Raw genomic sequence first — 19,264 nt, forward strand, 5'->3', positions numbered from 1 at the left:
TCAGGGCCTTTCGGCCCCTGTCGGCGGCCTGCCCGAAATGCCCAGCAGCAGCGGCCCGGTCGGGGCTGCCACCAGGTCGTTCACCGTCAGCGGGTCCAGCGCGGCGAAGAACGCCTCCTGGGCCCGGCGCAGTGCGCCGCGCAGCACGCAGGCGGCGCGCAATGGGCAGGGCGCGGTGCCGTCGCAGTCCACGACGTCGCCCGCGCCCTCCAGTTCGCGGACCACCCCGCCCACCGAGGCGGCGCGCCCCGCGGGGGTCAGGGCGAGCCCGCCCCCGCGGCCGCGGCGGGCCTCGACGAGGCCGAGATGCTGCAGCTTGGCGACCACTTTGGCGGTGTGCGTGTAGGGGACCTGCATGGTCGCCGCCACGTCGCGCGTGGTCGGGAGGTCCGCCTCCGCGACCGCCAGGCGCATCAGGACGCGCAGCGCCAGGTCGGTGAATCGGGTGAGCCGCATGTACTCGACGGTAGGAAACTTGCATCCGCAGTGCAAATTAATGGCCGGAACCGGTGGGTCGCACGGGTGCCGGGTGGCCCCTGGGGGAGGAGTGGGGCTCCAAAGCATGCCCCGCGCCTGGACGGAGTAGTCCCACACTTTTGTGTAATGGTCCCACCACGCTACGTGCTGAAAGGCTGCGTCCCGCAGATCCATGGAGTGATCGAAAGGGAGATTCATGTCGGTCCAGGCAGGTTCCGAATCCGAGGCCCAGACGCCGCAGCGCAGTCTCGGGACATCGGCCGCGCGGAACTTGGCAACCACGACCAAGTCCGCGCCGCAGATGCAGGAGATCACCTCGCGGTGGCTCCTGAAGATGCTCCCGTGGGTCTCGGTGCAGGGTGGTACCTACCGCGTCAACCGCCGGCTCAGCTACTCCGTCGGCAACGGCGTCGTCGAGTTCATCAAGACCGGGACCCAGGTCCAGGTCATCCCCGCCGAGCTCGGTGAACTCCCGCTCCTGCGCGACTACGAGGACGAGGAGGTCCTCACCGAACTCGCCCAGCGGTGCCGCCAGATCGACTTCGAGCCCGGTCAGGAGCTCACCTCCTTCGGCAGCCCGTCGGACCAGGTGTTCCTCCTCGCCCACGGCCGCATCGACCAGATCGGCCCCGGCCCCTACGGCGACGACGCCGTCCTGCAGACCGTCGCCGACGGCGCCTTCTTCGGCGAGGACTCCCTCGTCGATGAAGAATCGATTTGGGAGTACACCGCCCGCGCCGCCACCGCCGGCACCGCACTGGTCCTGACCCGCCAGGACTTCCAGCTGCTCGCCGACCGCGTCGACTCGCTGCGCGCGCACGTCGAGCGCGTACGGACCATGCCCGCGCAGCGCACCAACACGTACGGCGAGGCCGCGATCGACCTCGCCGCCGGCCACCACGGCGAGGCCGTGCTCCCCGGCACCTTCGTGGACTACGAGGCCCGCCCGCGCGAGTACGAACTCTCCATCGCGCAAACGGTTCTGCGGGTGCACACGCGCGTCGCCGACCTCTACAACCAGCCGATGAACCAGACCGAGCAGCAGTTGCGGCTCACGGTCGAGGCGCTGCGCGAGCGCCAGGAGCACGAGATGCTCAACAACCCCGGTTTCGGCCTGCTCCACAACGCGGACTACGACCAGCGCATCCAGCCCCACGACGGCGCCCCCAGCCCCGACGACATGGACCAGCTGCTCAGCATGCGGCGCGGCTCCAAGCTCTTCCTCGCCCACCCCAAGGCGATCGCCGCCTTCGGCCGCGAGTGCAACAAGCGCGGGCTGTACCCGGAATCGGTGGAGATCGACGGCCACCGCGTGCCCTCCTGGCGCGGGGTGCCGATCTTCCCGAGCAGCAAGATCCCGATCAGCGACGCCCGCACCACCTCCATCCTCTGCATGCGCACCGGCGAGGAGGAGCAGGGCGTGATCGGCCTGCACCAGCCGGGCATCCCGGACGAGATCGAGCCGAGCCTGTCGGTCCGCTTCATGGGGATCAGCGAGCAGGCGATCATCTCCTACCTGGTCACCGCCTACTTCTCCGCCGCGGTGCTGGTGCCGGACGCGATCGGCGTACTGGAGAACGTCGAGATCGGCCGTTGGCGCTGAGCGCGGTGAACGCCGCCGTGACGACCGGTGAGGGCCAGGAGGCCGCGGCCCTGCTGGAGCGGACGAGGGAAACGGTCAACCCGCAGCTGCGCCGGACGGTCGAGAGCCTGCCCGGTTCGATGCGGCGGGTCGCGATGTACCACTTCGGCTGGGAGCACGCGGACGGCACCCCGGCCGCGGGCACCACGGGCAAGGCCATCCGCCCGGCCCTGGTCCTGGCCGCCGCCCAGGCCCTGCGGGGCCCGGGCGGGGAGGTGGAGGACGCCGTACGGGCGGCGGCGGTCGCCGTGGAGCTGGCGCACAACTTCACGCTGCTCCACGACGACGTCATCGACCGGGACGTCCAGCGCCGCGGCCGGGACACCGCCTGGACCGTCTTCGGGATACCGGACGCGATCATCACGGGCGACGCCATGATGGCGCTCGCGCTGCGGCTGCTCGCCGAGGACCCGCACCCGGCCGCCGCCGAGGCCTCGGCCCGGCTCACGGCCTGCGTCATCGAGCTGTGCGCGGGCCAGCAGGCGGACTGCGCCTTCGAGCAGCGCCCGCACGTCTCGCTCGACGAGTGCCTCACCATGGCCACCGCCAAGACCGGGGCGCTGCTCGGCTGCGCGTGCGCGCTGGGCGCGCTGTACGCGGGGGCCGGGTCGGACGAGGTGGAGGCGATGGACGCCTTCGGGCGGGAGGCCGGGCTGGCCTTCCAGCTGATCGACGACCTGATCGGCATCTGGGGGGATCCGGGGCACACCGGCAAGCCCGCCGGGGCCGACCTGATCGCCCGCAAGAAGTCCCTCCCGGTCGTGGCCGCCCTCACCTCGGGCACCGGGGCGGGGGAGGAGCTGGCCGCCCTGTACGCGGGTCCCATGACCGGGGACGACGTACGCAGGGCCGCCGAGGCGGTGGACCGGGCCGGCGGCCGCGACTGGGCGCAGGCCCACGCCGCCGACCGGATGGGCCGGGCGGTGCAGCAGCTGTCCCGGGCCGTTCCGGACCTCGGGGCGGCGGGCGGGCTGCTGGCGCTGGCGGAGTTCGTGACGCGCCGCACGAGGTGAGCACGGAGGAGGGGGGCGGGGGAAGGCCCGTTCCGGCACCGTACGGCGCCGGAACGGGCCTTTTCGCTCGGGTGGGCCAACTCTAGGATCCGTCAAGGATGTTGGGAGCCGAGCGAAGGGTGTGACCAGTGGTACTGGAGATACGTCAGGCGGATCAGTCGGACCGGGACGCGGTGGCGCGGCTGCTCGACGAGGCCTTCCGCTCCGACCCGGTGAGCAGCTGGGTCTTCCCGGACCCAGCGCACCGGGCCGCCGTGCACGGCAAGTTCCTCGGGGTCTTCGTGGACGTGGCGCTCGCCGAGGGCCGGATCGACTGCGCCGCGGACGGCTCGGCGGCCGCGCTGTGGCTGCGGATCCCGGCGGGGGAGCCCGAGGGCGAGGACGAGATCCCGGCGAAGATGCGGGCCGTGGCCGACCCGGACAACGAGCGGTGCGAGCTGGTCGGCCGGCTGACGGGCGCGGTGCACCCCACGGCGGAGGAGCACGAGTACCTGCTGATGATCGCCGTCGCCCCCGGCCGGCAGGGGGAGGGGCTGGGCTCCGCGCTGATCCGTCCGGTGCTGGAGCGCTGCGACCGCGAGGGCGTGGCGGCGTACCTGGAGGCGAGCAGCGAGCGCAGCATGAGGCTGTACGAGCGGCTGGGCTGGGAGTTCACGGGTGAGGCGGTACGGCTGCCGGACGGGCCGCTGATGTGGCCGATGTGGCGCAAGCCGCAGGGATAGGACCGCAGGGCTTGCGTAACCACTACGGGTGAAGTACTTTAGTCGACGTGCCCCGGTGCGGTGGCACTGCCAAAAGGAAGAGAATCGCTTGCGCAAGCTCACGTACTTCATCGCCACCACCATCGACGGCTTCATCGGAGCCCCGGACGGCGATGCCGATTTCATCTACACCTTCCTCGACCCCGAGTTCATCGAACACCTGAAGGTCGAGTACCCGGAGACCATGGCCACCCCGGGGCGCGCGCAGTTCGGGATCGCGGACGCCGCGCCCAGGCGCTTCGATGCGGTGATCATGGGACGCAACACGTACGAACCGGGCCTCAAGGCCGGCCTGACCAGCCCCTACGGCCACATGCGCGAGCAGTACGTCGTCTCGCGCTCCCTCGTGGACTCGCCGGACCCGCAGGTGCAGCTGATCAGCGGGGACGTCGCCGCCAAGGTCCGCGAACTCAAGGCGCAGGACGGCCTCGACATCTGGCTGTGCGGCGGCGCCGACCTCGCGGCCCAGCTGGCCGACGAGATCGACGAGTACATCGTGAAGACGTACCCGGTGTTCGTCGGGACCGGCATGCCGATGTCCCGGGCCGGATTCGGCGTGCGCCCGCTGGAGCTGACCGGCTGCACCGCCCTCGGCGGCGGCCAGGTCATCACCTCGTACTCCGTCAAGCGCTGACCGCGCAAACACGGGAAACCGGCCTACCGTAGAGGTATGGCCGGTGAACAGCAGCAGCGCCCGCACGAGACGATCGCCCCGCACGCCGGGCACGAGCAGCAGGTGTGCCCGGCGTGCGGGAGCCCCGTCGAGACGGTGCTCAGACGGCGCAAGTCCCTGGGGATCTTCATCCCTGAATGGGCTCCGGGTCCCTGCCGGAACCCGGAGTGCGCGGTGTACGTCGCGCTCGAGGGCTAGCCCTTCGTCCCCATTCCGGAGGCGACCAGGCCGTTGGCCCACAGCTGGTTCACGCGCGCCCGCTCGGTGCTGTTCGGGGTGGCGTTCGTGCACGAGGTGCCCGGGCCGCCGCCCGACATCAGCTCGCTGCACGGGCCCGAGTAGTGGTCCGGCAGGCCCAGCACGTGGCCGGTCTCGTGCGAGGTCACCCGGGTGGAGTTGTAGATCTGGTTCTGCCGGTAGTCGAGGAAGATGTAGCCCCGGCCGTGGCCGTCCGTGCTCGCGTACGAGCCGCGCGAGTCATTGCCCTCGCGGTACGAGAAGTTCCCGCCGGAGGACACCTCCTGCAGCTTGACGTTGGTCACCGAGCTGTTCCAGATCTGCGTGGAACGGGCTATCTGCGTACGGAAGCTCGGCGCGTTGCGGGTGTTGTACGTGACCGTCACGGCCAGCGCACCCGGGTTCGCGGCGCGCTGCTCGGCGACCGAGCGCTGAACGGCCTCGAAGAAGGCGCGGTTGGCGGCCGCGTTCTCCTGCGAGCCTTCGTAGGCGGCGTAGGTTTCGGCACTGCCGGCGGCGGGGGCGGCGCTGGCCGCGGGGGCGATGGTGCCGAGGGCGGCGGCCAGGCCGAGGCCGACGGTTCCGGCCAGAGCGGCCTTGCGGGAGTGGCGCATGTGGGGGAGCTCCTACTCGTCCGGTGCGGTGGGGGGTGGTCGTTCGGTACCGGAGTCTGCGGGAGCGGAAGCGGGCGGCGGATGATGTCAGCCGCCGATAACACCGGGCTATCGGAAGCTTTCGGCACGTCAACATCCATGAGAATGGCGGGATTCGGCGGCCTGATGGTGGCTGGTGCGGTTCGCCCGGCCCGGCCTACCCTCGGGACATGGAGCTTGAGGTCAGGCACCTGCGGGCGCTCTGCGCCATCGCCGACGCCGGCAGCCTGCACAAGGCCGCCCGGCAGCTCGGCGTGAGCCAGCCCGCCCTGACGACTCAGCTGCGCCGCATCGAACGGGCCCTGGAGGGCGAGCTGTTCCTGCGCGAACGCACCGGCTGCCGCCCCACCCCCTTCGGCCACACGGTCCTCGGCCGGGCGCGGCCGCTGCTCGCCGAGATGGCCGCGCTCGTCGCGGAGGCGCGGGCGCAGGCCCACGGGCCCCGGCTGCGCATCGGCTCCACGGCCAGCCGCGCCCTGCCGGGGTGGCTGCGCCGGCTGCACCGGCGGCTGCCGGACACCGAGACCTCGCTGGTGGTGGACGTCTCCGCCAACGCGCTGCTGCGGATGGTGGCTTCGGGGCAGCTGGACGTGGCCTTCGTACACGAGGTGGAGGGCAGCCCGCTGACGCTGCCGGCGGGATTGCAGGTGCGGGTGCTGATGGAGCGGGAGCCGCAGTTCGTGTCGATGTCCCGGGACCATCCGGCCGCGCGCTCCCCCGTGGTGGAGTTACGGGACCTGGCCGGGGACCGGTGGACGGTGGACCCCTCGGTGGACGGCGAATGGGACGGCCTGCGGCGGGTGTTCGCGGGGGCCGGGCTCGATCCGCCGGTGCTGCACGCGGACTACCACACGGCGACCTCGCTGATCGTGTCCGGCGAGGCGGTGGCGCCCTGCCAGCCGACCTCCGGGCCGCGGGAGGACATGGCGATCCGGCCGCTGTTGGGGGACCCCCTCGCGGTGCGGCTCCTGCTGGCGACCCGGCCCGGCGCCCACGCGGAGGTCTACGCGGACCTCCGCGCGGCCTACCGCGAGGCCGCCCTGCGCACGCCGCCGTACCGGGAGTGGCTGCGGCACCATGCGAGCCCGCTCCTGGAGGCGGCCTAGGGTGGCCTAGTTGCAGGTGTGGAAGGTGCAGAAGCGCACTGCGACGACGCCCGGCACCTGCTGGATCTTCTCCTGGAGCCCCTCTTGGCTCTGCCCGTCCGGGAAGGTGTCGGGCATCCCCACCGTGAGCAGGAACCGACCGCCCCCGTACTCGCCGACCTCGACCCGGGTGGCGCCGAAGTCCCGCAGCAGTTCCTTGCGCTCTTTGAACTCCGGATCGCGGTACCGGCTGCCGGAGTCGAGTGTCGCCTCGAAGTAGGGCGGCGGTTCGTTCGCCGGGTCCGGGGGCTGGGAGTAGCACAGCACCACGGCGGCCGCGGCCGCGAGGGGAGCGGCCACCGCCGGCCATACCCGCGGGCGGTTGCGCCCGTCCGCGAAGGCCGCGACGAACAGCAGCAGGGCCGCGGGGATGAACAGGAACATCCCGACGACGGCGCCGATCAGCGCCCAGGCCAGCAGCCCCGCCCCGACGACGAGGCAGGCCGTGGCGAACCCCTTCGGCCACTGCCGCATCGCGAGCGGGACGGCGGCCACGACCGCGCTGGCGAGGAAGAGCCCGGCCAGGTAGGGGGCGATGACGAACGCGAGGGCCGCCACGATCCCCGCCGCCACGACCCCCGCCACGGCCCATCCCCACTGCCGGGCGGACACCCTCTTGTCTTCCTCCACCACGAACCCCCCCAGGTGTTGAACGCGTTCAAGTGAACGCGTTCAACATATACCAGGCCTGCCGCGGCCGGCCAGCCCGGCGCCGGGCACGCTTGACTTCATTCGACCGCGATATATCGTGTTGGTCAGAAGACGCGATATGTTGCGAGCGTTGAGCCCGGTCCGTGCACGCCCGAGAAAGGATCAGCACCATGGCAGAGCAGAAGACGTGGTCGGCCGCCGAACCGCAGAAGCTCACCTTCGAGGAGCCGGTGACCGAGCTCCGCGTCCGTCTCGTGAGCGGCACGGTCAACGTCGTCGCCGCGGACGAGGGCCCGGCGCGGCTGGAGGTGACCGGGGTCGACGGGCCGCCGCTCTATGTGGTGCAGGAGGACGGCACCCTCACCGTCTCCTACGAGGACCTGCCCTGGAACGGATCCCAGGGCTTCAAGCAGTGGGTCGAGTCCAAGCCCTGGAAGGCCTGGTCCGGCAGTTCCCCCTCCGGCCGCAAGGCCTGGGAGCGCAGCGCCGGCGTCACCCTGACCGTCCCCGCCGGCACGCGGGTGCAGGTCGCCGTGGTCGACGCCACCACGTTCGTGTCCGGGATCTCCGGCACCACCGACGTCAACGGGGTCTCCGGCGGCGCCACCCTGGTCGGCCTCTCCGGCCGGGTCAAGGCGCACACCGTCACCGGCAGCGTCGAAGTCCAGTCCGTCACCGGCGACCTGGGGTTCCACTCGGTCTCCGGCGGTCTGACGGTGGTCGACGGGGCGGGCACGAGCGTACGGGCCGACTCGGTCAGCGGAGACATGCTCATCGACCTGAACCGGGACCCGGACCCGGACGCGGCAGCGCCCCGGCCCGTGGACATCGCGCTCACCTCCGTCTCCGGCCAGGTCGCGATCCGGCTCCCGCACCCCGCCGACGCGCGGGTCGAGGCCAACACCGCCACCGGTGGCGTCTCCAACGCCTTCGAGGACCTGCGGGTCTCCGGCCAGTTCGGAGCCAAGAGCATCACCGGCACGCTCGGCGCCGGCACCGGCACCCTGCGGGCCAAAACCGTGTCGGGTGCGATCGCGCTGCTGCGCCGGCCGGCCGCCGACACCCCGGAAACCCCCCTCGCACTCGACAAGAAGGTGCTCTGACATGCCGCCCGTCTTCGCCCACGGCCGCCTCCGCCTCTACCTCCTCAAGCTCCTGGAGGAGGCACCGCGCCACGGGTACGAGGTGATCCGCCTGCTGGAGGAGCGCTTCCAGGGCCTCTACGCGCCCTCCGCGGGCACGGTCTACCCGCGCCTGGCCAAGCTGGAGGCCGAGGGCCTGGTCACGCACGCCACCGAGGGCGGGCGCAAGGTGTACTCCATCACCGAGGCGGGCCGCGCCGAGCTGGCCGACCGCGGCGGCGAACTCGCCGACCTGGAGCTGGAGATCCGCGACTCCGTGACCGAACTGGCCGCCGAGATCCGCGAGGACGTCCGGGGTGCGGCGGGTGACCTGCGGCGCGAGATGCGGGCGGCGGCTTCGGCGTCCGCGATGCGGGGCGAGGACGAGTCGTGGCAGGCGGCGAAGGAGGAGCTGCGCAAGGCGCGGCAGGAGTGGAAGGAGCAGGCGCGGCGGGCGAAGGACGAGAGCCGCCGGGCCCGGGAAGAGGCGCAGCAGGCCCGCCGGCAGGCCAAGGAGGCGCAGGAGCGGGCCCGCGAGGAGGTCCAGCGCATCGCGGGGCAGCTGCAGGAGCAGTTCGCCAAGTCGGGGGGCGTGCTGGGGAACCTGGCCGGTGCGTGGCTCGGTGGCGTGACGGCCCCTTCGGCGGGGGGCACGGCGGGGGCCGGTGCGGGTGCGGCTTCCGCGACCGGCTGGGCCGAGGATCTGGCGCCCTCCGGGGACCCGGCCCGGGACCTGGACCGGCTGCTCGACCGCTTCCGCGACGAGGTGCGGGACGCGGCGCGGGACCACGGGGTGACGGCGGCGCGGGTGGCCGAGGCGCGGGCCGACCTGGCGGCGGCGGCCGTGCGCCTCGCGGCGACCTTCGGGGCGGGCAAGCCGTAGCCCGGCCGATGTGTGAGTCCGGCTGCGGCGCCGCCGCCGGGGCTCCGCCCCGGACCCCGCGCCTCAAACGCCGGCGGGGCTGGATGTGCCCCGGCTCGGCCGGGAGGTGCGGCGGCGCCGGGCTGGTTGTGCCCCGGCTCGGCCGGAAGGTGCGGCGGCGCCGGGCTGGATGTGCCCCGTCGGGTCGGGTGTGGAGTCAGGCCGCCAGGGCGGACTCGGTCCTGTCGTACGTGACTCCGTGGTCCGTCAGGACTTCGGAGACCGTGCCGGGGTGGGACAGCAGGGCGAGGAGCAGGTGCAGGGGGCCGATGTGGCGGTCCTTGCGGGCCAGGGCGATGCGCAGGGACCGTTCCAGGGTCTTCTTCGCGCCCTGGGCGAAGGGGACGTGGCGGCTGTCCGGCTCCGGGCGGCCCAGGGCCGAGCGCAGCGAGGCGCCCAGCGTGCGCCTTCGCGGCCCCGGGGCCGACAGGGCGCCCTCGCCGTGGGTCTCCTCGATGCGGGAGACGATCTCCGTGAGGTCGATGCCGAGTCCCGCGAGCGCCTCCTCGTCCGCCCTCGTCATGCCGCCCCGGCGCCGGGCCGACGCGAGGTCCGCGGCCACCGCGGTCCGGTCCACCCCCAGGGGGTCCAGGGCGCCCAGGGCCAGCAGGGACAGGAGCAGGTGCTCCTCGGTGACCGCGGCGGCCCCCGCCTGCCGGGCCTCGCCCACGGCGCCCACCACGGTCTCGCGTGCAGTGGTCGTGAATCGTTCGAACATCAGGCCCTCCCGTGCTTCTTGTGCACGGCCTGCCGGCTCACGCCCAGCTCGGCCGCGATCTCCTGCCAGGACCACCCCTGCGCGCGGGCACTGCGTACCTGTACGGCCTCCAGCTGCTCCAGCAGCCTGCGGAGGGCGGCCACGGCACGCAGGCCCACGCGCGGGTCACGGTCACCGGCCCGCTCGGCGAGATCGGTAGCTTCCGTCATGTATGTCAATGTAGGTTGACGCGGGAGGGGGTGTCAACCTTCATTGACATCTACGGCTTGAGCACGATCTTCCCGAAGAGGTCGCCGGACGCGAGCTTCTCGAAGCCCTCCCGCGCCCGGCCCAGCGGCAGGACCTCGTCGATGACCGGCCGCAGGCCCGTCGTCGCGCAGAACGAGAGCAGGTCCTCCAGCTCGTCCTTCGAGCCCATCGTCGAGCCGACCACCTTCAGCTCCAGGAAGAAGATCCGGGTCAGCTCGGCGTGCGCCGGGCGGTCGCCGCTCGTGGCGCCCGAGATGACCAGCGTGCCGCCGGGGCGCAGGGACTTCACCGAGTGGGACCACGTGGCCGCGCCCACCGTCTCGATGACCGCGTCCACCCGCTGCGGCAGCCGCGCGCCCGGCTCGAAGGCGTCCACCGCGCCCAGTTCCACGGCCCGCTTGCGCTTGGCCTCGTCGCGGCTGGTGGCGTAGACCCGCAGGCCCGCGGCCTTGCCGAGCGCGATGGCGGCGGTCGCGACCCCGCCGCCCGCGCCCTGGACCAGTACCGAATCGCCGGGGCGGACGCCCGCGTTGGTGAAGAGCATGCGGTACGCGGTCAGCCAGGCCGTCGGCAGGCAGGCGGCCTCCTCGAAGGACAGCTCGGCCGGCTTGCGCAGGACGTTCCAGGCGGGGACGGACACCTGCTCGGCGAAGGTGCCCTGGTAGCGCTCGGTCAGGATCGAGCGGGGCTCGTCCGGGCCGACCCCGTGGCCGCTCTGGCCGATCACGGAGTGCAGGACGACCTCGTTGCCGTCCTGGTCGATCCCGGCGGCGTCGCAGCCGAGGATCATGGGGAGCTTGTCCTCGCCGAGGCCCACCCCGCGCAACGACCACAGGTCGTGGTGGTTGAGGGAGGCGGCCTTGACGTTCACGGTCACCCAGCCGGGACGGGCCTCGGGCGCGGGGCGTTCGCCCAGCTCGAGGCCGTTCAGCGGCTGGTCACGGTCGATTCGGGCGGCATAGGCAGCGAACATGCCGCGACGCTACCGCTGGGTAGGCCGGGTTTCCAGCCCTGGCTGAGCCGGTGCGACCAGAGCCGCGTACGCGGTGCGGGCCCTCGGGGGCCCTGGGGCTCCGCCCCAGACCCCGCGCCTCAAACTCCCCCGGCCACCGCTGGGAGGGGCCCCCTGGCGAGGCTGAATCGGGCCCGCGGACGCGAAAAGGCCCGGCCGGATCCAGGGGGATCCGGCCGGGCCTTCCTATGGCTCAGCGCAGCGGTCAGGCCAGGCGGGCCACGCCGTCGGCCTTGGCCGCGGCGGCCACGGCCGACGCGACGGCCTCGGCGACGCGGGTGTCGAACGGCGACGGGATCACGTAGTCGGCCGTGAGCTCGTCGTCCGCGACGACACCGGCGATGGCGTCGGCAGCCGCGATCTTCATGTTCTCGGTGATCCGGGAGGCGCGGACCTTGAAGGCACCCGCGAAGATGCCCGGGAACGCCAGCACGTTGTTGATCTGGTTCGGGAAGTCCGAGCGGCCCGTGGCCACGACCGCCGCGTACTTGTGCGCGACGTCCGGGTGGACCTCCGGGTTCGGGTTGGCCATGGCGAAGACGAACGCGTCCTTCGCCATCGAGGCCACCGCCTCCTCCGGAACCGTGCCGCCGGAGACGCCGATGAAGACGTCCGCGCCGGCCAGGGCCTGCTCCAGCGAACCGGTCTGGCCGGTCTTGTTGGTCAGGCCCGCGATCTCCGCCTTGACGTCCGTCAGGTCGGTGCGGTCCGCCGAGACGACGCCCTTGCGGTCGGTGACGCAGACGTCGCCGATGCCCGCGTCCACGAGGATCTTGGCGATGGCGATGCCCGCGGCGCCGGCGCCCGAGATCACGGCGCGCAGGTCGCCGAGCGTGCGCCCGGTGAGCTTCGCGGCGTTGCGCATGGCGGCCAGCGTCACGATGGCCGTGCCGTGCTGGTCGTCGTGGAAGATCGGGATGTCGAGGGCCTCCTGCAGGCGGCGCTCGATTTCGAAGCAGCGCGGGGCGGAGATGTCCTCCAGGTTCACGCCGCCGAAGGACGGGGCGAGACGGATGACCGTCTCGATGATCTCGTCCGTGTCCTTGGTGGCGAGCGCGATCGGAACCGCGTCGACACCGCCGAACTGCTTGAAGAGGATGGCCTTGCCCTCCATCACGGGGAGGGAGGCCTCGGGACCGATGTCACCGAGTCCGAGCACGGCCGTGCCGTCGGTGACGACGGCGACCACGTTGGACTTCCAGGTGTACTCGTTCACCAGCTCGGGCTGCTCGGCGATGGCGCTGCACACCTTCGCCACGCCCGGCGTGTAAGCCAGGGACAGGTCGTCCTTGTTGTTGACCGGCACGGTGGCCTGGATGGCCATCTTGCCGCCCCGGTGCAGCGCGAACACCGCGTCCGGGTTGTTGTCCGTCGCGCTGCTGTCACTGCGAGGGTTGACGATCTCCGCTGCCACTTTGTGTGACCCCTTAAGTCCTTTGAATCGTTGAGGGTGGCCACTCCTGGTTAAGGGGTGGGCGGGCACCGAGTACGTACTCCGCTTCGACGGTTGGCCCGCCTCCGCGGAGGGGAGGTTCGTACGCGCGGGCGCGCCGCACGCGCGCCCTGAGCCCCGGATGAGGGGTGTAAGGATCTGTTCTACCCGAAGAACGCTCGCCCAGACGAGTCGATTCCGTCTCGACTGTAGGTCGTCTGTCATGGTTTTGGCTAAAAGTCCAAAGCTTGGTGTCCGGAGGGCGAGACGCTCCGTAGAAACTGTTGCGAAAACGCCAGGTCACGGCAGTATCTGCGGCACTGACGGCCCTGCCCCGCAGTCCTGTTGGGTCAGGCGGGTCGCCCGTTATGCGATTTTGACCTGACGGGCACCCTGAATGTCTCAGTCCGAATGGCAAGATGCCGTAATCACACAAGGTCGCGACACTCGATGGTGCGTGTCCGACCGCTTCTCGATCCTTTTCCACCAGCCGGAGGAACGAAGCCATGACCGCAAGCACCACCCGTCGTACGACCGCCGCCCGGTCCCGGATCGCCGCGGTTGGCGCGATCGCGGTCGCCGGCGCCCTGATCCTCACGGGTTGTGGTGACCAGACGGACAAGGGCTCGTCCCCTTCGGCGTCGAAGGACAACGCCGCCCCGCTGTTCTCCAAGCTCCCGAAGAAGATCCAGGACGCGGGCGTCATCAAGGTCGGTACGGACGCGACCTACGCCCCGATGGAGTTCACCGAGGGCGGCAAGATCGTCGGCGTCGACCCCGGCATCGCCGAGGCCCTGTCCAAGCAGCTCGGCGTTCCGTTCAAGTTCGAGTCCGGCACCTTCAACACGCTCGTCAGCAGCATGCAGACCGGCCGCACCGACGTGGTCATGTCCTCGCTGTCGGACACCAAGGCCCGCCAGGACGGCCTGGACGAGAACGGTGTCAAGACCGGCGCCGGCGTCGACTTCGTCGACTACTTCATGGCCTCCACCGGCATCCTGGTCAAGAAGGGCAACCCGGACGGCATCAAGACCATCGACGACCTCTGTGGGAAGAAGCTCGCCGTCCAGCGCGGCACCACCTACGAGAAGGCCGCCAAGGAGCAGTCCGAGAAGTGCAAGTCGGCCGGCAAGGGCGAGATCTCCATCGAGGCGTTCGAATCGGACGCCGAGGCCCAGACCCGCGTCAAGGCCGGCGGCGCTGTCGCCGACCTCAACGACTCCCCGGTCGCGGCGTACATCGCGCAGACCGCGGGCGGCGGCAACGACTTCGAGGCCATCGCCAACCCCACTGACGCGGGCCCCTTCGGCATCGCCGTCGACAAGAAGAACACCGAGCTGCGCGACGCCCTCAAGGCCGCCCTCGACGCGATCATCAAGGACGGCACCTACAAGGCCGCCCTGGACAAGTGGAACGCGGGCTCCGGTGCCGTGACCGAGGCCAAGATCAACTCCGGCTCCTGACGTCCCCGCACCACTGCAGCACTCTGAAGGGCAGTCACTGTGACTGACAAGCTCGACAAGGTCCCGGACCCGGCGGACACCCCGCCGGCCGGGGCCGTACCCCCCGAGGCGATCCGCGCCATTCCGGTACGTCACTTCGGCCGCTGGATCAGCGCCGTGGTCGTGATCGGCCTGGTCGCGATGCTCGCGATCGCCTTCTCGCAGGGCAACGTGCGCTGGGCGACCGTGCCGGAGAAGCTGTTCGACCCCACCATCCTGCGTGGTGTCGGCAACACGATCTGGATCAGCATCGCCTCGATGGCCCTGGGCCTGGTGCTCGGTGTCCTCTTCGCCGTGATGCGGCTCTCGAAGAACCCGGTGACCAGCACCATCGCCTGGTTCTACATCTGGCTGTTCCGCGGCACCCCGGTGTACGTGCAGCTGCTCATCTGGTTCAACCTCGCCCTGATCTTCCCCATCCTGAACCTCGGGTTCTACAAGGATGAGATGACCCAGGTCATGACGCCCTTCCTGGCCGCCCTCCTGGGTCTCGGCCTCAACGAGGGCGCGTACATGGCGGAGATCGTCCGCGCCGGCATCCAGTCGGTCGACGAGGGCCAGACCGAGGCCTCGCACGCGCTCGGCATGACCCGGCTGCAGACCATGCGCCGCGTCGTGCTGCCGCAGGCCATGCGGGTGATCGTGCCGCCGTCGGGCAACGAGTTCATCAACATGCTCAAGACCTCGTCGCTCGTCGTCGCGGTGCAGTACTTCGACCTGCTGCGCGCGGCCCAGGACATCGCGTCCACCTCGTTCGCGGTGATGGAGATGTTCTTCGTCGCGTCGATCTGGTACCTCGCCCTGACCAGCGTGTTCAGCATCGGCCAGTACTACCTGGAGCGCCGCTACGCCCGTGGCGCGCTCCGCTCGCTGCCGCCCACGCCGCTGCAGAAGGTCAAGGCGAAACTGTCCAGCTTCTCGAACCGCAAGGCGGTGGCCTGATGACGACTGCCATGGTGAAGGCCGAGGGCGTCCACAAGTCCTACGGCGCGGCGCACATCCTCAAGGGCATCGACCTGGAGGTCGCCCCGCGTGAGGTGTTCTGCCTGGTCGGCCCGTCCGGCTCCGGCAAGTCGACCTTCCTGCGGTGCATCAACCACCTGGAGCAGGTCAACGCCGGACGGCTGTACGTCGACGGGAACCTCGTCGGCTACCGGCAGAAGGGCGACAAGCTCTACGAGCTGAAGGACAGCGAGGTCGCGGCCCAGCGCCGGGACATCGGCATGGTCTTCCAGCGCTTCAACCTCTTCCCGCACATGACCGCCATAGAGAACGTCATGGAAGCCCCGGTCATGGTCAAGGGCGAGTCCAAGGCGGTGGCGCGCGAGCGCGCCGTACGCCTCCTGGACCGGGTCGGCCTCGGCGACAAGGGCGGGAACTATCCCACCCAGCTCTCCGGCGGCCAGCAGCAGCGCGTGGCGATCGCCCGCGCGCTGGCCATGGAGCCGAAGCTGATGCTCTTCGACGAGCCCACCTCGGCGCTCGACCCGGAGCTGGTGGGTGACGTCCTGGACGTCATGCGGGACCTGGCCGAGTCGGGCATGACCATGATCGTGGTCACGCACGAGATGGGCTTCGCCCGCGAGGTCGGCGACAACCTCGTCTTCATGGACGGCGGCGTGGTCGTCGAGTCGGGCCACCCCCGCGAGGTGCTGGGCAACCCGCAGCACGACCGGACGAAGGCGTTCCTTTCCAAGGTGCTGTAGTCATGAGCGAAGCCGGGGTCCCGGGGCGTAGCGCCCCGGGACCCCGGCTTCTCACTTGCCTCAGGCCACGCGCTTGTTCCAGCGGCCGTTCTCGTAGACTTCCCAGCCCCGCTCGCCCGGAACGGTGTTGCGGGAGCACATGGTGTAGCTGCGCCCGGAGGTCACCTCAGGGCCGTACGAGGTGGCGCCGCTGAACGGAATGGCGCACTTGATGTAGGCCCGGACCTTGCGACCGCACCGGTTGCTCGCGACGTTCACCGCGAACTCCCTCTCCGAAATGCGGTCCGCGTACACATCGAACCCGCACGGCGGGTCCGCGGCAGCCGGCGTCGCCGACATGGGGATCATGACGCCGGCGGCCATGATGGCGGGCGCGAGCGCCCCGATGAGCTTCTTCTTCACGGTGTTCCCCCTCTGAAGAGCGCGACGGTGCCGCCGATTGGTCAGACCGGCGCGTCGCGGTGGGCTCGTTCAGCCCACAGAGAAGCTATGAGGCCGGGCAGTAGATGATCAACAGAATATCGATCAAGCGACCGAAACCCGTCCGCCGTGGCGTGATCCTTTCCGCGTCCGTGCGTCGGGCGGCTACTTCAGGCCCAGGACCAGCGCGTCCGAGGGTGAGCGCCAGACCGTGCGGGCCTCCGCGAAGCCGGCGTCGAGCAGGGTGCGGGCGTGCCAGGCCTCCGAGGGGGTGTCGCCGTCGGCGTGCTCCCCGTAGATCTCGAAGCGCTTCTTCACCGGCTCGGCCAGCAGCGGGTCCGCCGCCGCCAGGGCCCACCATTCGCGCCAGTCCGCCACCCCGGCGGCCTTGGCCCGGTCCATGCCGGCGTGCCGGTGGGCGTGCTCGGCGGCGTCGATGCGCGGGGTGGCCGGGTCCGGCATGTGGTCGGCGTTCATGAAGACGCCGCCCGGGGCCACCAGGGGCGCGAGCTGCCCGTACAGGACGGCGAGGTCCGCGCTGGGCAGCCAGTGCAGGGCGGTGGCGGTCAGGACGGCGTCGTACGTCTCGTGGGGGAGCGCGGCGCGCCAGTGCGGGTCCTTGAGGTCGGCCGTCACGAAGGTGACCCGCTCGTCGCCGGCGAAGTGGCCCTCGGCGATCGTCAACAGCGCCGGGTCGAGATCGACGCCCGTACTGGTGGCTCCCGGGAACCGCTTGAGGACGCGGTCCGTAATACTTCCCGTACCGCACGCGAGATCCAGTACCCGGGGGGTGGGGCCGACCAGTGCCTCGACCATGTCCAGCATCACCCGGAACCGCTCCTCACGATCGGGCATGTACCACTCCTGCTGCCGGTCCCAGCTGTCCTGCCAGGCCTGCCAGTAGCCGGCGGCGGTGCCGGTAGTCGCCGTATCCGCCGCATTCGCCGTATTCGCCATCACGAACCCCTCCGTACGTAATACCCTCGAAGACGTCTCAGCTGTTACGAGGGACATTAATCCGCATCCGTAAGGACTACAAGTGGAACTGGCCCATTACTCGGACTTCGCCGTGCGCCTGGTCAACACCGAGGAGCCGGCCCGCAACAAGGACTCGCTCACCTCGGTGGACGCCGTCCGCGCCCTGTTCGGCGCCAGCCAGCAGATGGCCCGCCGCGTCACCGACACCGACGTCACGCGCTTCCGCAACGTCCGGGCCCGGCTGCGCGCGGTCTTCGAGGCGGCCGACGGCGGCGACCACGTCCTCGCCGTCGACCTGCTGAACTCCCTGCTCATGGAGTTCCCCGTCAGCCCCCAGGTCTCCGGCCACGAGACCCTCGACGAGACCGGACGCCCCGACTGGCACATCCACCTCGCCGACCACCCCTCGAACGCCTCCGCCGGCTACGCCGCCATCGCGTCCTTCGGCCTGGCCTTCCACCTCACCGAACACGGCCCCGACCGCCTCGGCCTGTGCCAGGCCCCGCCCTGCCGCAACGCCTACCTCGACACCTCCACCAACCGCTCCCGGCGCTACTGCTCCGACCGCTGCGCCACCCGCGCCAACGTCGCCGCCTACCGCGCCCGCAAGCGGCTGGAGGCCGAGGCGTCCGCCCAGAGCGGGCGCACCGCCGACACCGCCCAGGACAGCCGCGCCCTCAGCGAACGCTGACCCTCCTCGCGCGGCCGGAAGCGCAGGACCGCCGTCGCCAGCACCAGCTCGTCGGGAACCGGCCCGTAGTCGGTGCTGTCGCCGGTCTCGTTGTACGGGTTGTCGCCGAGGACCCACCAGCAGCCGCCCGGCCGCCGCTCCACCGCCCGCTTGACCACCAGCAGGTCCTGCTGGAAGGGGTGGCGCAGCACGACCACCGCACCCGGCCGGACCCGGGCCCCGTAGCGGACCAGCAACTGGTCGCCGTTCAGCAGCGTGGGCACCATCGAGGGCCCCGTCACCTCGGCCACTCCGAACTGCTTCCGCGGGCGCGTGTTCTCCACCATGCGTGTCCTCCTCGTCACCCCCGCATGCTGCCTCACGGCCCCGTACGTTCGCTCACCGGTCCGGCCGAGCCCCTGGACTTTTGTCCTAAGCCCATGGGGGCGCCCGCGAAATCCGGTTCTCCAGCGAGTAATCTCCCCTCTTGAGAAGACGATCACGAGGAGGACACACTCCAATGCTTTCCCGCCTCTTCGCCCCCAAGGCGAAGGTCTCCGCCCACTGCGACCTGCCGTGCGGCGTGTACGACCCTGCCCAGGCCCGCATCGAGGCCGAGTCCGTCAAGGCCGTGCAGGAGAAGTACCAGGCCAACGACGACGCCGACTTCCGCGCGCGCGCCATCACCATCAAGGAGCAGCGCGCCGAGCTCGCCAAGCACCACGTCTCGGTGCTGTGGAGCGACTACTTCAAGCCCCCGCACTTCGAGAAGTACCCGCAGCTGCACACCCTGGTCAACGACACCCTGAAGGCCCTCTCGGCCGCCAAGGCGTCGAACGACCCGGCGACCGGCGCGAAGGCCCTTGAGCTCATCGCCGAGATCGACCGCATCTTCTGGGAGACCAAGGCCGCCTGATCCGGCGCCCCGCACCTCCCGCGCGCCGTACGCCGGCGCGCAACGAGAACGGCCCGACTGCCTCCGTGGCAGCCGGGCCGTTCTCGTTCGCGTCGCTCGTCAGAGGGCGCCGCTCACTCGTCGGCGTCGTCGTCCTCGTCGTCCAGGCGGGCCAGCCAGGTGGCCAGGCGTTCCACCGGAACCTCGAAGTCCGGGTTCAGGTCGACGAAGGTGCGCAGCTGCTCGGCGAGCCACTCGAAGGTGACCTCCTCCTCGCCGCGCCGCTTCTCCAGCTCCTCGATGCCGCGATCGGTGAAGTACAAGTCGGGCTCCGTGTCCAAGGGGGTGTTTCCCGCCAGGATAATCCGCGGGCCGCCACGGACCTCC

At 70.9% G+C, this 19,264-nt stretch carries 24 protein-coding genes; 13 read left to right on the plus strand and 11 right to left on the minus strand.

Going from position 1 to position 19,264, the window contains the following annotated elements; genetic code table 11:
• Complete coding sequence (locus AB0O21_RS03410; RefSeq protein ID WP_365165641.1) at positions 1 to 456, minus strand: Rrf2 family transcriptional regulator; 456 nt, start codon at positions 454 to 456, stop codon at positions 1 to 3.
• Between the two features lie 217 nt (positions 457 to 673).
• Between AB0O21_RS03410 and AB0O21_RS03415 the strand changes: the two genes are divergently transcribed.
• From AB0O21_RS03415 to AB0O21_RS03435, 5 genes are all read left to right on the plus strand, one after another.
• On the plus strand, positions 674 to 2,080 hold the full coding sequence (locus tag AB0O21_RS03415) for a family 2B encapsulin nanocompartment shell protein (RefSeq protein WP_365165644.1): 1,407 nt from the start codon (positions 674 to 676) through the stop codon (positions 2,078 to 2,080).
• The gene (locus AB0O21_RS03420; protein WP_365166362.1) at positions 2,077 to 3,132 is read left to right on the plus strand and encodes a family 2 encapsulin nanocompartment cargo protein polyprenyl transferase; all 1,056 of its coding nucleotides are present in this window, start codon (positions 2,077 to 2,079) and stop codon (positions 3,130 to 3,132) included. The genes AB0O21_RS03415 and AB0O21_RS03420 overlap by 4 nt, the downstream gene beginning before the upstream one ends.
• A 128-nt stretch (positions 3,133 to 3,260) precedes the next feature.
• Positions 3,261 to 3,854, plus strand: a complete 594-nt coding sequence (locus AB0O21_RS03425; RefSeq protein ID WP_365165646.1) for a GNAT family N-acetyltransferase — start codon at positions 3,261 to 3,263, stop codon at positions 3,852 to 3,854.
• An 88-nt stretch (positions 3,855 to 3,942) separates the two neighbouring features.
• Entirely contained in the window at positions 3,943 to 4,527 is a 585-nt protein-coding gene (locus AB0O21_RS03430; RefSeq protein WP_365165648.1) for a dihydrofolate reductase family protein, read from the plus strand.
• Positions 4,528 to 4,563: 36 nt separating this feature from the next.
• Positions 4,564 to 4,764, plus strand: coding sequence for a hypothetical protein (locus tag AB0O21_RS03435; protein ID WP_365165650.1), 201 nt, complete (start codon positions 4,564 to 4,566; stop codon positions 4,762 to 4,764).
• On the opposite strand, the gene snpA is transcribed toward AB0O21_RS03435, so the two are convergent.
• On the minus strand, positions 4,761 to 5,417 hold the full coding sequence (snpA, locus tag AB0O21_RS03440; protein WP_365165653.1) for a snapalysin: 657 nt from the start codon (positions 5,415 to 5,417) through the stop codon (positions 4,761 to 4,763). The genes AB0O21_RS03435 and snpA overlap by 4 nt on opposite strands.
• Positions 5,418 to 5,626: 209 nt before the next feature.
• Here snpA and AB0O21_RS03445 point away from each other — a divergent pair, with 209 nt between their 5' ends.
• Positions 5,627 to 6,562: a LysR family transcriptional regulator gene (locus tag AB0O21_RS03445; RefSeq protein ID WP_365165655.1), complete on the plus strand. Its 936-nt coding sequence runs from the start codon at positions 5,627 to 5,629 to the stop codon at positions 6,560 to 6,562.
• 6 nt (positions 6,563 to 6,568) lie between these two features.
• On the opposite strand, the gene AB0O21_RS03450 is transcribed toward AB0O21_RS03445, so the two are convergent.
• On the minus strand, positions 6,569 to 7,213 hold the full coding sequence (locus AB0O21_RS03450; RefSeq protein ID WP_365165657.1) for a hypothetical protein: 645 nt from the start codon (positions 7,211 to 7,213) through the stop codon (positions 6,569 to 6,571).
• Positions 7,214 to 7,422: 209 nt separating this feature from the next.
• On the opposite strand from AB0O21_RS03450, the gene AB0O21_RS03455 reads away from it, so the two are divergent.
• On the plus strand, positions 7,423 to 8,355 hold the full coding sequence (locus tag AB0O21_RS03455; RefSeq protein WP_365165660.1) for a hypothetical protein: 933 nt from the start codon (positions 7,423 to 7,425) through the stop codon (positions 8,353 to 8,355).
• A gap of 1 nt (position 8,356) precedes the next feature.
• Positions 8,357 to 9,256, plus strand: coding sequence for a helix-turn-helix transcriptional regulator (locus tag AB0O21_RS03460; RefSeq protein WP_365165662.1), 900 nt, complete (start codon positions 8,357 to 8,359; stop codon positions 9,254 to 9,256).
• A 196-nt stretch (positions 9,257 to 9,452) separates the two neighbouring features.
• Here AB0O21_RS03460 and AB0O21_RS03465 read toward each other — a convergent pair whose 3' ends face one another.
• The 4 genes from AB0O21_RS03465 to AB0O21_RS03480 all read right to left on the minus strand — a co-directional run bounded on the left by AB0O21_RS03465 (position 9,453) and on the right by AB0O21_RS03480 (position 12,676).
• Positions 9,453 to 10,013 (minus strand): Clp protease N-terminal domain-containing protein, encoded by a 561-nt coding sequence (locus tag AB0O21_RS03465; protein WP_365165665.1) that lies wholly within the window; start codon positions 10,011 to 10,013, stop codon positions 9,453 to 9,455.
• A complete protein-coding gene (locus tag AB0O21_RS03470; RefSeq protein ID WP_054220957.1) occupies positions 10,013 to 10,222 on the minus strand; it encodes a helix-turn-helix domain-containing protein in 210 nt (69 codons plus the stop codon). Before AB0O21_RS03470 ends, AB0O21_RS03465 begins: the two co-directional genes overlap by 1 nt.
• 50 nt (positions 10,223 to 10,272) lie before the next feature.
• Positions 10,273 to 11,235 (minus strand): zinc-binding dehydrogenase, encoded by a 963-nt coding sequence (locus AB0O21_RS03475; protein ID WP_365165670.1) that lies wholly within the window; start codon positions 11,233 to 11,235, stop codon positions 10,273 to 10,275.
• A 244-nt stretch (positions 11,236 to 11,479) separates the two neighbouring features.
• Positions 11,480 to 12,676 (minus strand): NADP-dependent malic enzyme, encoded by a 1,197-nt coding sequence (locus AB0O21_RS03480; RefSeq protein ID WP_365166365.1) that lies wholly within the window; start codon positions 12,674 to 12,676, stop codon positions 11,480 to 11,482.
• A 536-nt stretch (positions 12,677 to 13,212) separates the two neighbouring features.
• Between AB0O21_RS03480 and AB0O21_RS03485 the strand changes: the two genes are divergently transcribed.
• The 3 genes from AB0O21_RS03485 to AB0O21_RS03495 all read left to right on the plus strand — a co-directional run bounded on the left by AB0O21_RS03485 (position 13,213) and on the right by AB0O21_RS03495 (position 15,914).
• Complete coding sequence (locus AB0O21_RS03485) at positions 13,213 to 14,169, plus strand: ABC transporter substrate-binding protein (protein ID WP_365165673.1); 957 nt, start codon at positions 13,213 to 13,215, stop codon at positions 14,167 to 14,169.
• Positions 14,170 to 14,280: 111 nt separating this feature from the next.
• Entirely contained in the window at positions 14,281 to 15,150 is an 870-nt protein-coding gene (locus tag AB0O21_RS03490; RefSeq protein ID WP_365166367.1) for an amino acid ABC transporter permease, read from the plus strand.
• Positions 15,150 to 15,914 carry an amino acid ABC transporter ATP-binding protein gene (locus AB0O21_RS03495; protein WP_365165676.1) on the plus strand — a complete coding sequence of 255 codons (765 nt, stop codon included), beginning with the start codon at positions 15,150 to 15,152 and terminating at the stop codon, positions 15,912 to 15,914. The genes AB0O21_RS03490 and AB0O21_RS03495 overlap by 1 nt, the downstream gene beginning before the upstream one ends.
• 60 nt (positions 15,915 to 15,974) lie before the next feature.
• Here the strand turns inward: AB0O21_RS03495 and AB0O21_RS03500 are convergent, their stop codons facing one another.
• Complete coding sequence (locus AB0O21_RS03500; RefSeq protein WP_365165679.1) at positions 15,975 to 16,316, minus strand: hypothetical protein; 342 nt, start codon at positions 16,314 to 16,316, stop codon at positions 15,975 to 15,977.
• Between the two features lie 183 nt (positions 16,317 to 16,499).
• Entirely contained in the window at positions 16,500 to 17,291 is a 792-nt protein-coding gene (locus AB0O21_RS03505; protein ID WP_365165682.1) for a class I SAM-dependent methyltransferase, read from the minus strand.
• An 82-nt stretch (positions 17,292 to 17,373) separates the two neighbouring features.
• Between AB0O21_RS03505 and AB0O21_RS03510 the strand changes: the two genes are divergently transcribed.
• Positions 17,374 to 18,003, plus strand: a complete 630-nt coding sequence (locus tag AB0O21_RS03510) for a CGNR zinc finger domain-containing protein (RefSeq protein WP_365165685.1) — start codon at positions 17,374 to 17,376, stop codon at positions 18,001 to 18,003.
• Here the strand turns inward: AB0O21_RS03510 and sodX are convergent.
• Positions 17,907 to 18,329, minus strand: a complete 423-nt coding sequence (gene sodX, locus AB0O21_RS03515; RefSeq protein ID WP_365165687.1) for a nickel-type superoxide dismutase maturation protease — start codon at positions 18,327 to 18,329, stop codon at positions 17,907 to 17,909. The genes AB0O21_RS03510 and sodX overlap by 97 nt on opposite strands.
• A gap of 173 nt (positions 18,330 to 18,502) precedes the next feature.
• Here sodX and sodN point away from each other — a divergent pair, with 173 nt between their 5' ends.
• Positions 18,503 to 18,898: a superoxide dismutase, Ni gene (gene sodN / locus AB0O21_RS03520; protein ID WP_030709803.1), complete on the plus strand. Its 396-nt coding sequence runs from the start codon at positions 18,503 to 18,505 to the stop codon at positions 18,896 to 18,898.
• A 113-nt stretch (positions 18,899 to 19,011) separates the two neighbouring features.
• On the opposite strand, the gene AB0O21_RS03525 is transcribed toward sodN, so the two are convergent.
• Complete coding sequence (locus tag AB0O21_RS03525; RefSeq protein ID WP_030709801.1) at positions 19,012 to 19,200, minus strand: DUF6104 family protein; 189 nt, start codon at positions 19,198 to 19,200, stop codon at positions 19,012 to 19,014.
• Positions 19,201 to 19,264: the final 64 nt, after the last annotated feature.

This window comes from Streptomyces sp. NPDC091371, from assembly GCF_040684275.1.
Lineage (GTDB): Bacteria > Actinomycetota > Actinomycetes > Streptomycetales > Streptomycetaceae > Streptomyces.